A 14,158-nucleotide genomic window follows, 5' to 3' on the forward strand; every position below is an offset into this window, starting at 1 on the left:
CCATTCGTCCGTTTTCAGCTTCCGCCTAGGAGATATCCGTTGTCTAAAAAATCATCCGATTTACGTCAAGCGACCGAAAAAGAACTGGAATCGCTAAACGAGCGTGCGGGGAATCTCATGGAGTCCTCTCATTGCGATTCCGCTTTCCGGCTTTTTGGCGAGCTACGACAACGTGCAAAATCAGAAAACAGCCTGGTTTACTATGTGTTTGGTACCTTCTTTCAAATGACATTGTCTCACCGTCAGTTTCAGTTCGAAACGGTTCGCGAGCGAGCCATCGAGCTTATCGCATTGTTTGAGAATGAGGAACAAGCGAGAAAGATTGAGCCAGAACTGAATCTCGAGATCTATGAGGGGCTTCGATATCAAATGGGCGCCTGTGCGTACGAGGTACTCGCTGAAGCGACGGGAGAGCTAGAAGGTTTCAATTCGGAAGGGATGCAAGAGTGTCTAACTGGCGGCATCGAAGTCTGCCATCGGATTGGAAAATTATCCTGCGTCGGTTGCTTTCGGGAGTACGCATGCGATATCCACCAATCCGCAGACGACTACGAATTAGCTAGATTCCATTGCAATCAAGTCCTTAAACAGGGGGAGTCTTTTTCTGACCGAGGGGACAGACGGTGGCTGGCGTCCCTAAAGCTAGGACTCCTAGACGTGTACGAGGGGGAACTCGAACTGGCAAAGCAAAAGTTTGAGAGAGCTTGGGAGCTAGCAAGTTTGGATTCAGTCAATGATATCAAGGGAGCCCAGTTCGGAGTTGCATTAGAACTGAATGCCGTATCCCTAATGGAAAGCAAGACCCAGGACGCTCGCTACGAAGCGTTGGTCAAAACATTGCCGCCGCGAGGGGAGTGTATTGAGTACGACCTGGACGTCGATTACGTCGAAGCGATTCGTTTGGTGCTCGAGGAGGAGTGGGACAAGGCCGAATCGATTCTGATCAAGTGGCATCGTTTCACAAAGCAACAAAAAGCGATAAGCAGATGGCTCGAGAGTGGCATAAGGCTGGTTGCATGCAAGAGACTGCGAGGCGATATGGAGGGAGCGAAACGCATCGCTGCACCGCTCGAAGAAGCCGCTACCAAGTCGAATGACTGGAGTTCGCTACGCAGACTAAATGCGTGCTTGGACACTTCCATCGCGATCACTCCTATTGGAACTTTGATCCGAAACTCTAAGCTACATCCCGGGGATAACGACAGAGCAACCATTCAAGCGACCGCTGGCACTGGTGCCCCTGTCTACTACGAACTAAAGACGGACACTCCACTGTATGCCTGGTTGAATGACTTGGGAGAACGGCTCCATAAAGCCATGGAAACGGAGGGCGCAGAGAACGTCGATCTCAATACGTTTCGCGATGAACTCTTGCTCAGTCAAAATCGAGATTGGAGCCACCCCGAAGATATCGGCAGAGCCCTTCACTACATGACCTATCTGATTACGCCCGATGTCGATTTCAAGACGGTATGGGAATGGGCCAATCGCATGGTCCAAGGATTTCAAGAAACCGGCTATCTCATATCGATACTGGCTAGGCTCGGAATGGGGATAAGCGCCGCCGAGCGGTTTGCTCAGATCACAAGTATAGACTTCGAGATCTTTAGCGGTGACCTGCCCCCTACGTTGATCGAGAACGAGCGTCTGGATCAGTTGGCCAGAAAATCACTCCAACTCGACGCATCTGGCGTTAACAACAATTTTCGGGCTGCGGAAGTTTTCGAGTTCATCAACAAGACCGGCGAAGCCGAGCGATGCTATGCGAGAGCATTCAAACTAGACCGGACTCGCGTGGATGCGGCGTTGTCGTTGGCCAAAATCTACTCCATGTCGGATCGCAATTCTGACGCACATTACGTCCTAGACTTGTGTATTCGCGAGGGAGGAGATGCACCGGAGCTCTACTTTGAAGCGGCCATGAAAGCTCACTCGATGGGAATGTACGAGCTCCTAGTCAGTTATCTGACAACATTCCAAGAACGCTATCCGCCGGTCGAATGGCTCTATTACTATCTCTCGATTGGATATCTCGAAACTAACAAGCCAGACGAAGCCGTCGCCGCAATCCAAAAAGAGATTGACCAATATCAAGCAGAGGGAATCCACATCGACTCGATCCTAGCTGCGGCCTACGCACAGTTGGGACGCACCGGTAAAGCAGTGAATGCCATCGAAAGCTCGCTCAAGTCGCCACTTTCTGAGATCGATGACCTTACCTACGAAGGGATATCCTCGGCCATGGAACGCTTGTGGCGAGCCGCAAAAAAGATCGATCATGCGGACCTAATCGATCGAATGTCATCGCGAATGCTCAGGTCGGGATTCGCCACCGAAGAGTACTTCACGGAACTAAGAGCATCGCAAAAGCCGAAAGATCTTAATTTGTACCATGTCACCTTGATGCAACCGGTCGACGAGGACTGGGAAGAGGGGCTGGATTGCTTGCCCGACCAGGACGCATGGACCAGCTACATTGCTCATTGGGGAGTTCTTGCGGAAAGCGACGAGCAAGCGGAGGAGTTGGTCCTGGCGATGCAGAGCCGGTGTTATCCACTCGAAGCTGAGGTTTTAGAAATCGAAATGAGCGAGGAGCCTCTTCACGACCGAGTGGGGGTGGTTTTTCAAGGCATGCGGATGTCGGGGGATGACAATTTCGATGACGATGACGAAGAGGACGATGACGAAGAATTCGACCAAGAGGAATAAAATTGGCTAGTGCCCCACACGAAAAGGCCGCCGATAGGGGTGGATTAAAACAAGTCCACCTTGAGGGATTACTGGGTAACTCTTATACTTTCCTGCTTGATCGGGAGATTTGACAGCATACCCGCCCCCATGGCCTAACCTTACAACGCCGAAACGGAACGACTGCGAAACTTATGAAGAGTGAACGTCAGCAAAACCAAGAGACCGACCTGATTGCGGATAAAATCGAGGTTTTTTTGGTAAGAGTGAAACAACTATTGCCGCAGATTATTTCGGTCATCGCGGTCGCTGTCATTGGATTGCTCGCCGTGGGGTTTTACTACTCCATGCAAAACACCAAGCTCGCTCAGGCTTGGACGGCACTCTACTTTACGGACACGACGGCATCGGATTTGGAGAGTATTGCGGAAGATTTCTCAGGTACCCAGGCAGAACTTTGGGCTCGTCAGTTGGCGGGCGACTCTCACCTTGCAAAGGGAACGGAGAGTGTTTTCACGAATCGCGATGTTTCCGACAAGCACTTTGAAAACGCGGTTGCGGAATACGAGAAAGTTGTGAGCAGGGTTAGCGAGGGATTGCTCGGAACCCGTGCTGCCTGGGGTTTGGCACAGGCTGAGGAAGGGCTCGGCAAACGGGAAAGTGCCGCCACGACTTACAAAAAATTGACTCGAGTCACCAACGCCGAGCCTGCTTTGGTTGCTGAGGCAGCCAGACGTTCCGATTGGCTCGAATCAGCTGACGGGGAAGAATTTTTCAAGTGGTTTAACGAAAACCGGCCCACTGGTGCGGCCCTTCCGCCAAGTTTCCCAGGACAACTGCCTGGAATCCCAGGGGCGCCGACGTTCGATTTTTCGTCCCCATTCCCTACGTCTCCGCTAGGCTCGGAGTCGACCGCCCCCCCATTGGGTGACATTCCTGCAACCGAGGGAACGGCCACAGAGCCCCCATCAGACGGTGTTGGCAGCGGTGATGCGACCGGCGACGGTCCTAGCGGAACTGGAGAGGGCGGGGGTCCCCCCCCTGTTGTTCCACCTGTCACCCAAGATCCCCTTATTTTGGGCGGAGACGGCTCGGGTGGCGGTTCTTGATGGTCAGCGACGAAGCATTCGAAGCAAACAGCCAGGAGGAGCTTGCTGGCATCGCGAGAAAGCTCCACATAGCTTCGAGCAAGCGACATGTGTTTCTGTGTATCGGAGACTCGTGCTGCAGTCAGTCGGTAGGCGAAAAAGCCTGGAAAGCTCTCAAGAACATTCTTAAGGAGCGCGAGCTGAGTCTCTCCGACTCCCCTGCCGCGTGTTTCCGAACCAAGGTTGGTTGCCTCCGGGTATGTAAGGGTGGCCCCATTCTGGTCGTTTATCCCGAGGGGCATTGGTATTCCTGCATGACGGCGGAACGAATTCCTGAGTTCGTGGAACGCCAGATTGTCCAGGGCGAACCGATCCCGGAATGGATTTTTGTAACCAACCCACTAAGCTAGCAGCAGGCCCGCAAAAGCAGCTCCTTAAACGTCATCTTGGGCTGCTCGGCATCGATTAGATATGTCAGAAAACACGAATTCCAAAAACGAGCTCACCAATTCGCCAGCTCCGAGTCAATCCGACATCGTGGCTTCGGCGAGCGAACTGTCTCCCACATTTGCCGGCCTTCGTATCGCGGCACTGGAAAGTCGCCGTCGCGATGATCTTGCTCGTTTGATCACTCGATTCGGTGGAGTCCCGTACGTTAGTCCCTCGATGCGCGAGGTTCGCATCGAGAAAAACAAAGCCGCTATCGACTTCGCTTACCGCGTGATGACGGGTGAGATCGGCGTCGTTATTTTCTTGACCGGCGTTGGGTTTCGTCACTTGCTAGCTGCCATCGAACCTCATGTCGACAAACAGCGTTTTCTCGACTCTCTCTCGGACATCGTTACCATCGCCCGTGGCCCAAAGCCCGTTGTCGCGATGCGGGAGGTCGGCTTGCAGCCCACCCATCGTGCACCTGAGCCGAATACTTGGCGCGAGCTTCTACAAGTTATCGATCAACACGTCCCCGTCGCGAACCAGACAATCGGCTTGCAGGAATACGGCGTTACCAACCGATCCCTGATCGCTGGCCTTGAGGCACGAGGGGCGAGCGTCGTTAATGTCAAGGTTTATCAATGGGAGTTACCTGAAGACACCGAACCATTGCGAGAAAACATTCAAGCTATTTGCCGGGGTGAACGAGACTGCTTGATGTTTACCAGCGCCAACCAGGCGGTCAACATGCTCAAGCTCGCAGAGGAAATGGACTGTGCTAGCAAACTACGGCTCGCATTGAGAAGCACTGTTGTTGCCTCGATCGGCCCCACGACCACGGAGATGTTGCAGCATTTGGAGCTACCGGTCGATATAGAACCGGAGCACTCAAAAATGGGGCATCTGGTGCAAGCGGCAGCGGAAAAAACTGCCCGAATACTAAAGGCGAAACGATTTATGGGCACATCAGGCGACAAAGGGGCAGCACCGATCATGAGCGGTCAAGAAAACTTTCAGGATTGCTCGTTCTTAAAGGCTTGCTACCGATTACCGACCGATGTCACACCCATCTGGCTGATGCGGCAAGCAGGTCGCTACATGGCCGAGTATCGCGCCGTTCGGGAGAAGCATTCTTTTCTGGAGCTTTGCAAGAATCCATCGTTATGTGCTGAGGTCATGGTAACAGCGGTGGAAAAGCTGGGGGTGGATGCCGCCATTATTTTTTCCGACCTTCTCCCCATCTTAGAACCCATGGGGTTCGATTTGGAATTCGCAGCCGGAGACGGTCCTGTCATTCACAATCCGATCCGAACTGGTCGCGATATCGATCGCGTTCATGCCTTGACGGACATGAGTCCTTTGCAGTTTGTAGCAGACACAGTACGCATGACCCGAGCAGCCCTGCCTCCCACCATACCAGTCATTGGGTTTGCAGGTTCCCCCTTTACGCTTGCGAGCTACATGATCGAGGGAGGCGGGTCTAGAAACTATGTTCACACCAAGACCTTGATGCTCGGCGACCCATCGGCATGGAATGTCTTGATGTCCAAACTGGTCGAATCGATCAGCCTCTACCTAAATTCACAGATCGCAGCGGGCGCCCAGTGCGTTCAACTCTTCGATTCGTGGGCGGGCTGTTTGTCCCCCAACGACTATCGCATTCACGTGTTACCACACATGAATCGACTGTTGGAATCGATTTCCCCAAGCGTACCGGTCATCAACTTTGCAACCGGTAACCCGATGCTTACGTCGCTTTTGAGGGGCGATAGCCGAACGGTTGTCGGCTTGGACTGGCGCGTCCCCCTCGATGTGGGTTGGGATATGGCAGGAAGCGACCGAGCCGTACAAGGAAACATGGATCCAGCGATTTTGTTCGCTGGTCTCGACGCCATCAAGGACGCCGTGCACTATGTTCTGTCCCAAGCGGCCGGCAAACCCGGTCATATCTTCAATTTAGGGCATGGAATTATGCCGGGTACGCCGGTGGACAACGTCATTGCGCTGGTGGACATGGTTCACGAGATGACCGACCGCCGTAGCTCGAACGGATGATAGACGCAGAACTACTCGATGTGCTTGCTCGCCGGGCGAAGCATTTGTTTGAACTTTAGCGTCAATCTCGGAATCCAAGTCAACCAGAACGGTGCTTTGGGATGGAGCAACGAGAGTACGAATACCTTCGCGAGGCCTAATGGATTTCGTTTGAGAAGCCATGCGAATCGCAAGGCGTCCATCCATCCGCCAGCAGTTTCCTTATCCCAGAGCATCTCACCCAGTTCTTCGCTTCGGTGCTCCAATTGGTAACGCTTGTAGGGCAACAGCCGCTCACTAGGTACACCTGCTTGTTCGAATTTGTGAATCAATTCGGTTGCGAATCGCGTGCTGGTAACGCCACGAAAGCGAGCCCAGCTAAATTCGGCTCCTGGCATTTCGTAAATGATGACTGATGGCTCTTCGATCGAACTAACGCGAGCATCGGTCATGGTTTCTGCGATTACAAATCCGCTCGGATAAGTCGTCTTCAAACTGGAAAACGGTGGCTCACGACAGGCTTCAGGAAAGACGCTTATCCAGGCAGATCGTCTCATGACAACGGAATAGGAAGCCGTGAAATCCGCCGGCGGTCCATCGAATAGCTCCCCCAATCGGACCAAGCAACGCGACTGTTGAGAGCGTAATATCTTGGTGCAGTTGACGGATACGCCCCCCAACGCAGAGTCTGGACCAGGTCTGGAGGATCGCGGCAGGTATCCAACGTTGAGAGCAATAAGGTCGGGGGCTGGCTCAGTTTCCAAGAGCTTCAAGATCTGATGAATCGCACCAGCGGTCAGTACATCATCGTCGCCAATCAAAAACACATAGTTTCCAGCCGATAGTTTCGAAGCGGTTTTCGTGATGTTATGGATGATCCCCAAATTCGAATCGTTGCGAAACACCTTCAAGCATTCGAAGCGGTCCTGGTAACGCTTCAATACATCACCGGTATGATCTGTTGAGGCATTATCGGAAACGACACACTCCACACGATCGTTCAGTTCTTCAACTTGAGGGAGCACCGATGCGAGACAAACGTCGAGCAAATCGGCTCGACAATAGGTCGGAATCCCCACGGTCAGCACAGGCTTGCATGGGGATGGAGGAGGCTCAGACATTGAAAGGCTGCGGTTCGCGGTAAGGTATTCGAATAGGGAAAAGGCCTGTAAACTATAGCCTGACTTCTTAATGATCTAGCCCCTGAGTGGACGGTAAAACAGGAATTTAGTCGATGGGACTACCGCGAGCAGCAATTCACCTACTACTTCAAGAATCCGCACGAACTCAGTGGAACGGATGTATCGCAACGCTCGGTCGGCAACATGTCTATGCGACTTATGACGAAATCAAGGCGATGTCTCTGGGCCATCGAATGTCACAGTGTCGTAGTGAGCCCACGCTTCATCGAGACCCCGATTTGCGTAAGGCGGGCTATCTGTCTGACGATTGCTTGTACGAACTACTCGGGTTCGATCGCTCCGTCCGAGTTGATTGGTCAGAATATGAGGGAGCGGAGGAAACGTTGGACTTGAACGCTTCAGTTACTCCCAGCCACTTGTTCGATGCGTTCGATGTGGTTCTTGATAGCGGTACGATTGAGCACGTTTTCGAGATAGGTCGAGCACTCGGCCATTGCCTACGCATGGCGAAACCGGGAGGTCGCATCATCCATTTGACACCGTCGTCAAACGCGATCAATCATGGTTTCTACAGTGTCTCGCCTACGTTATTTGCTGACTTTTACAGATCGAATGGTTGCGAAATAGAGAAGCTTTGGTTGTGCCGCATGCGTGGTAACTTTGTACGGAATCGATGGGACGCATACGATTGCCTTAGTTCTGATCGGAACTGGCTTCCGCTGGGTCGACTCGACGGTTCATTGTGGTTGACGTATGCCGTAGTGAGAAAGCTATTCAATGTTGAGCCACAGACTCCACAACAAGCCTTTTACGTGGACACATGGAGTGGTTGCGAGCCGACCAGCATCGATACTCAGCTAGGTCAGCAGTTAGGGAAAGCGGAACGACTCTTAGCGGCAACTGAGAAATGGGGCCCCCTACACTTGGTCGCCAAGCAGGGAATTGATCTTTGGAGAAGTTGGGCGAACGCGAGAGCCGAATCGCGTGAAGGACGGGTTCCATTCCGACACGTTGGACGTTACTGAGGAATCAAAACCCAGGATTTACTACTCCCATACCCAGCGGCATGGGAGGAGTACCCGACCCGGGTGGCTCGCTCTGAGGAAAGAAGGGCGTGCTACTATGGGCTGTCCCAGAAACCAGGGCGTTGCCCAGGCGGCTCAGCGCAGGGCGTTGACCAGGCGGTTAAGCAAAAATGGGATAGACTTCGTCTTCTTTTTATAAGTAAAGCTTATGGGCAAATGCATCTTCCTAACCGGCTCGCTCGTTTTCTTTCTTGTTTTGACAGAATTCGCTCACGCTAAAGGCTCTCGATGCTTGCATTCTTGCAAACCGGCATGAATACTTGCACATAGTCCGATTGCTTAGTGCTGCACCGCGAAAGAAATCCGTTTTCGGATGACAACTTCCTCTCACCTTAATCCAACCCTCAGCCGCCGGGAGAAGATCCTCGAGATGCTTCGCCAGCACGGCTTCGTGTCCATTTTGGACCTGCGGGATGTTCTGGAGGTGAGCGAATCGACCATTCGCCGAGATCTCGAATTCCTGGAGGAATCAGGTGAAGCCAAGCGAACCCATGGTGGCGTCTTCTCGACCGGACCTAGCAGTTCCGTCAAACAGTTCGGCTCTCGCAAAGGGAACTGGGATCTAAAACGTGCTGTTGCGATCCTAGCTGCCGATCAAATCGAAGACCACGAGACCATTTTGCTCGACGGAGGTAGCACCACCTACGAATTGGCCCGACAACTCGTCGGCCGGCCTCTCCAGATCGTGACCAATTCCCTACCTGTCGCGAACTTGTTCGCATCTAACGATATGGTGGACCTGGTCTTCCTTGGTGGATTCCTTCACCACAAGACCGGTGTCACGCTCGGCAATTATGCCAACGAGATGCTACGGTCGCTCAACGTTCAAAAGGCCTTTCTAAGCGTGGCAGGGGTCAACGAGCGTGGTTTCTACAACAGCAATGGACTGCTAGTGGAAACGGAACGAACGATGATGCAATGTGCCGACCGAACGATCGTCGTTGCCGATAGCAGCAAATTTGGACGCTCCAGCCTAGCTATGCTCTGCGATTGGACTCGGGTGCATATGCTTGTTTCTGACGACCAATTGGACTCGCACTGGGCAAATGTCGCAGAACAGACTCAAGTCATTTTAAAAGTTGCCGCTCCCAGTTCCATGCCCTCCGACTATCACGCCACGTCCTCCCTACCCAATAACGTCCTAACACCAAACAACACTTTACCCACGAGTTCTTTATCATGAGCTCCAGTTCCATTGACTCGGCACAAATCGAAGCCATCGTTCGGGCGACTGTCTCCCGAATCGTTAGCGGACATGCCATGCCAGATCCCGCCAAACCGAACTTGGTCGTGAGCATCTCCGCTCGCCACGTTCACTTAACGGACGAGCACGTTGAGAAGCTTTTCGGCAAAGGCAAAAAGCTAACCCCGGAAAAAGATCTCTATCAAGACGGCTTCTATGCCGCCGCCGAACAAGTCATGATCGTTGGGCCTCGTCGCCGCATGCTACCTAATGTACGTGTCCTCGGACCAACACGAAAAGCCAGCCAGGTCGAACTGGCCTACACCGACGCGATCTCGCTCGGCATTGACGCTCCCGTTCGTCACAGCGGTGATATCAAAGGCACTCCAGGTTGTGTGCTCATCGGCCCAGCCGGTGCGGTCGAGCTTGCCGAAGGGGTCATCCGAGCCGCGAGACACGTTCACATGGGACCCAAGGATTGTGCTCACTACGGTGTCAAAAACGGAGACTTGATGTCTCTTGTGGTGAAATCGCCAGCTTGTTCAGTCGTCTTCGAAGACCTTCTGGTTCGAGAAGACAAGGCGGCCAAACTAGAGGTTCACATCGACACTGACGAAGGAAACGCTTGCGACCTGGACCATGCGATTTCCGTTGAACTCAAGAAACAAACGCCGTGCAAATGCCATGATCATTGATGGGACAACCACCAATGCCATAGCCGCGCGGCGGTAACGCAGGAACATACCCTGCGTTGGCGCGGAGAGCGACCTCCGGGACGCGCTCACGCGACAACGCTGAGTAGTAAAATTTTTTTCAAGTACCACTTTTTGGAGAATTCGAATGGCCAAAGTTAATGAAGCCCTCGGAATGATTGAGACCAAGGGCTTTACCGCCTTGGTAGAAGCAACAGACGCGATGATGAAGGCTGCGAACGTCAAGTTCCTCGGTTGGGACAAAGTCGGCAGCGGCTTGGTCTCGGCGTTTGTGTCGGGTGACGTTGCTGCTGTTAAAGCAGCCACCGATGCGGGGGCGGCCGCCGCAGCACGCGTCGGACAAGTCTTGAGCGTGCAAGTTATCGCGCGTCCTCACGACGATTTGCCAAAGGTATTAAAAGTTAACGCACCATCGTCGGGCGCTGAGTAACGCTCTTCGCTGGACCGGTCCCGAGACTTGAACATCGCGGACCAATTCCTCACCGTTCGTCAAATTAATATAAAAGATTAAGCAACTATGCAAAACGCAATTGGATTGATTGAAACCAAGGGGCTTCTCGCTTTGATCGAAGCCACAGATGCCATGGCCAAAGCAGCTAACGTCGAAATCGTAAAACGAGTCGATATCGGTGGCGCTTACGTAACAACCGTTGTCAGCGGCGATGTTGGCAGCGTTCGCGCCGCCGTCGAAGCAGGTGCCGCAGCGGCATCACAAGTGGGTGAATTGGTTAGCAGCCACATCATCCCTCGACCAGCCGAAGGTCTTGTGACGGCGTTCTTCAAGTAGTCTCCCAGAAAAGGATTGTAGGAATAACCATGAAGGTTCTCGTTTCCAACTTGGGTTCGACCAGCTTCAAGTATCGACTGTACGACATGACCAATGAGCAACAGCTCGCTCGGGGCGGTGTCGAACGGATCGGTGCACCGGAGAGTCGATGTTTCGTGGAGATTGGATCGCACAAGTCAGAAATGGCCCTCAGCGTCCCTAATCACGGAGTCGCCGTGGATGCGTGTATTTCGCAACTCACCGATCCCGACCACGGTTGCATTCGAGATGCATCGGAGATTAGCGCTATCGGTTTTAAAGCCGTGCATGGTGGACGAATCTCAGGTGTTCATCGGATCGATGAGTCGGTACTCGAGGCCATGGACGAGATGAACTCGGTCGCTCCTGCCCACAATCCGCCTTACATGGCTGCCATGAAACAGTTGGCTTCGATGTCCCGCATTCCATTGGTTGCGGCCTTTGAAACCGATTTTCATCAGACCATCCCTGAGGCTTGGAAACGATACGCATTGCCGACAAACTTGGCCAATGCGTTACCGATTCGCAAATGGGGGTTCCACGGTGCATCGCATCGATACATCGCGGGCCGCAGCAGCGAACTGATGGGTCGATCGGACGCGAGAGTCATTTCCTGTCATTTGGGTGGCAGCTCGTCTCTTTGTGCCATCAAAGCAGGCCAGAGCGTGGCAACAACCATGGGAATGAGTCCACAATCGGGGCTTCCGCAGAACAATCGAATCGGAGATCTCGATCCATTCGCGTTACCGCTCATGATGGAACATTCGGGTTTATCGCTGACCGAGCTTTTGCAAGAACTATCCACCAAGGCAGGATTGTTGGGATTATCCGGCGGCCTCTCCGGTGATATTCGCGATATCGAGAGTGCAGCCGATGCCGGAAACGCAGATGCAAAACTGGCGCTCGATGTCTACGTCGCAGAAGTTCGTCGTCAAATGGGTGGCATGTTGATGGCGATGGGTGGCCTCGACGCGATCGTGTTCACCGGCGGAATCGGAGAAAACGGCAAACGGATTCGAAGCTTGATTTGCGAAGGGCTTCAGGATCTCGGGATTTCGCTTTGCCAGGACAAAAACCAATCGGGTTCCAGCGAAAGCAGAATCGACGACGGAACAGGTCGTGTGGAGCTATGGATCATTCCTACAAACGAAGAGATTGTCGTAGCCCGTCAGACGGTTGCGGCCATCCTTAAAGAGTAAAGAGAGTTCGGAACATGTTCGTTGCGAAAGTAACAGGAGCGGTGGTCGCCACCCAAAAAGTGGACACGATGGTCGGGCAGAAATTGCTCGTCGTCGAACCATTCCGCTTGGAACCTAACAATCGTTCGGAATTAATCACCACGGGGCGAACCTTTATCGCTGTGGATACGCTCGGTGCCGGGGTCGGGGACATGGTCCTCATTACCCAAGGCAGCAGCGCTCGATTTACACCAGAGACCAACAAATTACCGATCGACTGTGTCATCATTGGCATCGTCGACACCGTACACATCGAAAAGAATAGCGTTTACAAACGACAATAACCATGCAAATTACCGAGTCACTGATACGCTCCGTGGTGGAACAAGTCATCAGTCAAGTAAGATCTCAATCCACCGGTTCGACCACAGCGAGTAGCAACTCGCCGACCGGGGAGTATGGACGATTCGGGCTTTTCACTGATGTCGATCAAGCTGTCAAGGCAGCTCGCGCGGCGTTTGAAGAGCTTCGCAATCGCCCGATCGAACACCGTCGCCGGATCATCGAACACATTCGACGCATCTCGATCGAGAATTGTGTCGAACTGGGCACGATGGAGATGAACGAAACCAAGATCGGTCGCTTGGAACATAAGATCGCCAAGCTCAAAACGCTCGGAGAAAAGACACCCGGGGTCGAGTTTCTAAAAACGGAATGCTTCAGTGGGGACCACGGATTGGCAGTGATCGAGCACGCACCCTTTGGCGTGATCGGTGCGATTACTCCTGTAACTCACTCCCTGCCGACTATCACCGGTAACGCTGTCAGTATGATCGCCTCCGGCAACGCGGTCGTTGTTAATCCGCACCCGAGCGGTCGTCGTGTGGCTGCCGAAGGGGTCAAACGCTTCAATCAAGCCATCTACGCCGACTTGGGAATTGACAATCTCATCTCGTTAATCTGCGAACCCACTCTAGAGACCGCTCAACAGCTCTTTAAGCACCGACAAGTCGCGTTGATCTGCGTCACCGGTGGCCCCGCTGTGGCCCGAGCAGCCCTCAACAGTGGCAAGCGTGCAGTGGTCGCGGGACCAGGCAACCCACCTGTCGTAGTCGATGAGACAGCGGATCTGGATCACGCTGCGCGTTGCATTATCGACGGGGCCTCCTTTGACAATAATCTCCTCTGCATTGCCGAGAAACAAGTCTTCGTGGTGAGTTCCGTTTTCGATGCCATGATGGCAGCTATGGAGCGTGCTGGAGCTGCGAGGCTCAATGCAGCGGAAGTAGATCGATTGACCCAAGCTGCCCTTCAAGTAGTCGGCGAAGGGGCCGATGCCCATTATGCTGCTCGCAAAGAGCTGTTGGGCCAGGATGCACCGAAGCTAGCCGCAGCCGCTGGAAAACAGGTCAGCAATGACGTTCTAGTCGTATTCGGAGAAACCACCTTTGAGCATCCTTTTGTTCAAACAGAGCAGATGATGCCGTTCTTACCTTTCGTTCGTTGCCGCGATTTCGACGAAGCGGTTGCGATGGCCCAAGAATCCGAACATGGCTATCGCCACACCAGCATTATCCATTCCCGCAACGTTCGCAACATGACCAAAATGGCTCGAGCCATGGATACGACCTTGTTCGTGAAGAATGGCCCATGCATGGCGGCGCTCGGGCTCGGAGGGGAAGGTTACCTATCCTTTTCGATCGCTGGGCCGACCGGCGAAGGGGTAACAACACCACTCACCTTCACACGAGAGCGACGGTGTTCACTGATCGATGATTTATTCATCCTGGGAAACCCTCCACGGTAATAT

At 53.2% G+C, this 14,158-nt stretch carries 13 protein-coding genes; 12 read left to right on the top strand and 1 reads right to left on the bottom strand.

Annotated elements, in window-relative coordinates:
* The first annotated feature begins 39 nt into the window (after window positions 1–39).
* The 4 genes from SH449x_RS00470 to hemE all read left to right on the top strand — a co-directional run bounded on the left by SH449x_RS00470 (window position 40) and on the right by hemE (window position 6,263).
* Window positions 40–2,709 (top strand): tetratricopeptide repeat protein, encoded by a 2,670-nt coding sequence (locus SH449x_RS00470; protein ID WP_482379353.1) that lies wholly within the window; start codon window positions 40–42, stop codon window positions 2,707–2,709.
* Window positions 2,710–2,882: 173 nt separating this feature from the next.
* Window positions 2,883–3,797 (top strand): tetratricopeptide repeat protein, encoded by a 915-nt coding sequence (locus SH449x_RS00475; protein WP_482379354.1) that lies wholly within the window; start codon window positions 2,883–2,885, stop codon window positions 3,795–3,797.
* Complete coding sequence (locus tag SH449x_RS00480) at window positions 3,797–4,186, top strand: (2Fe-2S) ferredoxin domain-containing protein (RefSeq protein ID WP_482379355.1); 390 nt, start codon at window positions 3,797–3,799, stop codon at window positions 4,184–4,186. The genes SH449x_RS00475 and SH449x_RS00480 overlap by 1 nt, the downstream gene beginning before the upstream one ends.
* A gap of 61 nt (window positions 4,187–4,247) precedes the next feature.
* On the top strand, window positions 4,248–6,263 hold the full coding sequence (gene hemE, locus SH449x_RS00485) for a uroporphyrinogen decarboxylase (protein ID WP_482379356.1): 2,016 nt from the start codon (window positions 4,248–4,250) through the stop codon (window positions 6,261–6,263).
* A gap of 11 nt (window positions 6,264–6,274) precedes the next feature.
* Here hemE and SH449x_RS00490 read toward each other — a convergent pair whose 3' ends face one another.
* Window positions 6,275–7,363, bottom strand: coding sequence for a glycosyltransferase family 2 protein (locus SH449x_RS00490; protein WP_482379357.1), 1,089 nt, complete (start codon window positions 7,361–7,363; stop codon window positions 6,275–6,277).
* A 113-nt stretch (window positions 7,364–7,476) separates the two neighbouring features.
* Between SH449x_RS00490 and SH449x_RS00495 the strand changes: the two genes are divergently transcribed.
* From SH449x_RS00495 to SH449x_RS00530, 8 genes are all read left to right on the top strand, one after another.
* A complete protein-coding gene (locus tag SH449x_RS00495; RefSeq protein WP_482379358.1) occupies window positions 7,477–8,409 on the top strand; it encodes a methyltransferase domain-containing protein in 933 nt (310 codons plus the stop codon).
* A gap of 373 nt (window positions 8,410–8,782) precedes the next feature.
* Entirely contained in the window at window positions 8,783–9,652 is an 870-nt protein-coding gene (locus SH449x_RS00500; RefSeq protein WP_482379359.1) for a DeoR/GlpR family DNA-binding transcription regulator, read from the top strand.
* On the top strand, window positions 9,649–10,347 hold the full coding sequence (gene pduL / locus SH449x_RS00505; protein ID WP_482379360.1) for a phosphate propanoyltransferase: 699 nt from the start codon (window positions 9,649–9,651) through the stop codon (window positions 10,345–10,347). The genes SH449x_RS00500 and pduL overlap by 4 nt, the downstream gene beginning before the upstream one ends.
* Window positions 10,348–10,492: 145 nt before the next feature.
* The gene (locus SH449x_RS00510) at window positions 10,493–10,795 is read left to right on the top strand and encodes a BMC domain-containing protein (protein ID WP_482379361.1); all 303 of its coding nucleotides are present in this window, start codon (window positions 10,493–10,495) and stop codon (window positions 10,793–10,795) included.
* Window positions 10,796–10,882: 87 nt separating this feature from the next.
* Complete coding sequence (locus tag SH449x_RS00515) at window positions 10,883–11,152, top strand: BMC domain-containing protein (RefSeq protein ID WP_482379362.1); 270 nt, start codon at window positions 10,883–10,885, stop codon at window positions 11,150–11,152.
* A gap of 29 nt (window positions 11,153–11,181) precedes the next feature.
* Complete coding sequence (locus SH449x_RS00520) at window positions 11,182–12,369, top strand: acetate/propionate family kinase (RefSeq protein WP_482379363.1); 1,188 nt, start codon at window positions 11,182–11,184, stop codon at window positions 12,367–12,369.
* 14 nt (window positions 12,370–12,383) lie between these two features.
* Window positions 12,384–12,692, top strand: coding sequence for a EutN/CcmL family microcompartment protein (locus tag SH449x_RS00525; protein WP_482379364.1), 309 nt, complete (start codon window positions 12,384–12,386; stop codon window positions 12,690–12,692).
* Between the two features lie 2 nt (window positions 12,693–12,694).
* Window positions 12,695–14,155 (top strand): aldehyde dehydrogenase family protein, encoded by a 1,461-nt coding sequence (locus SH449x_RS00530; RefSeq protein WP_482379365.1) that lies wholly within the window; start codon window positions 12,695–12,697, stop codon window positions 14,153–14,155.
* Window positions 14,156–14,158 lie beyond the last annotated feature (3 nt).

Source organism: Brakhagea baltica (assembly GCF_052161605.1).
In the GTDB taxonomy this organism is placed as follows: Bacteria; Planctomycetota; Planctomycetia; order Pirellulales; family Pirellulaceae; genus JBKCUI01.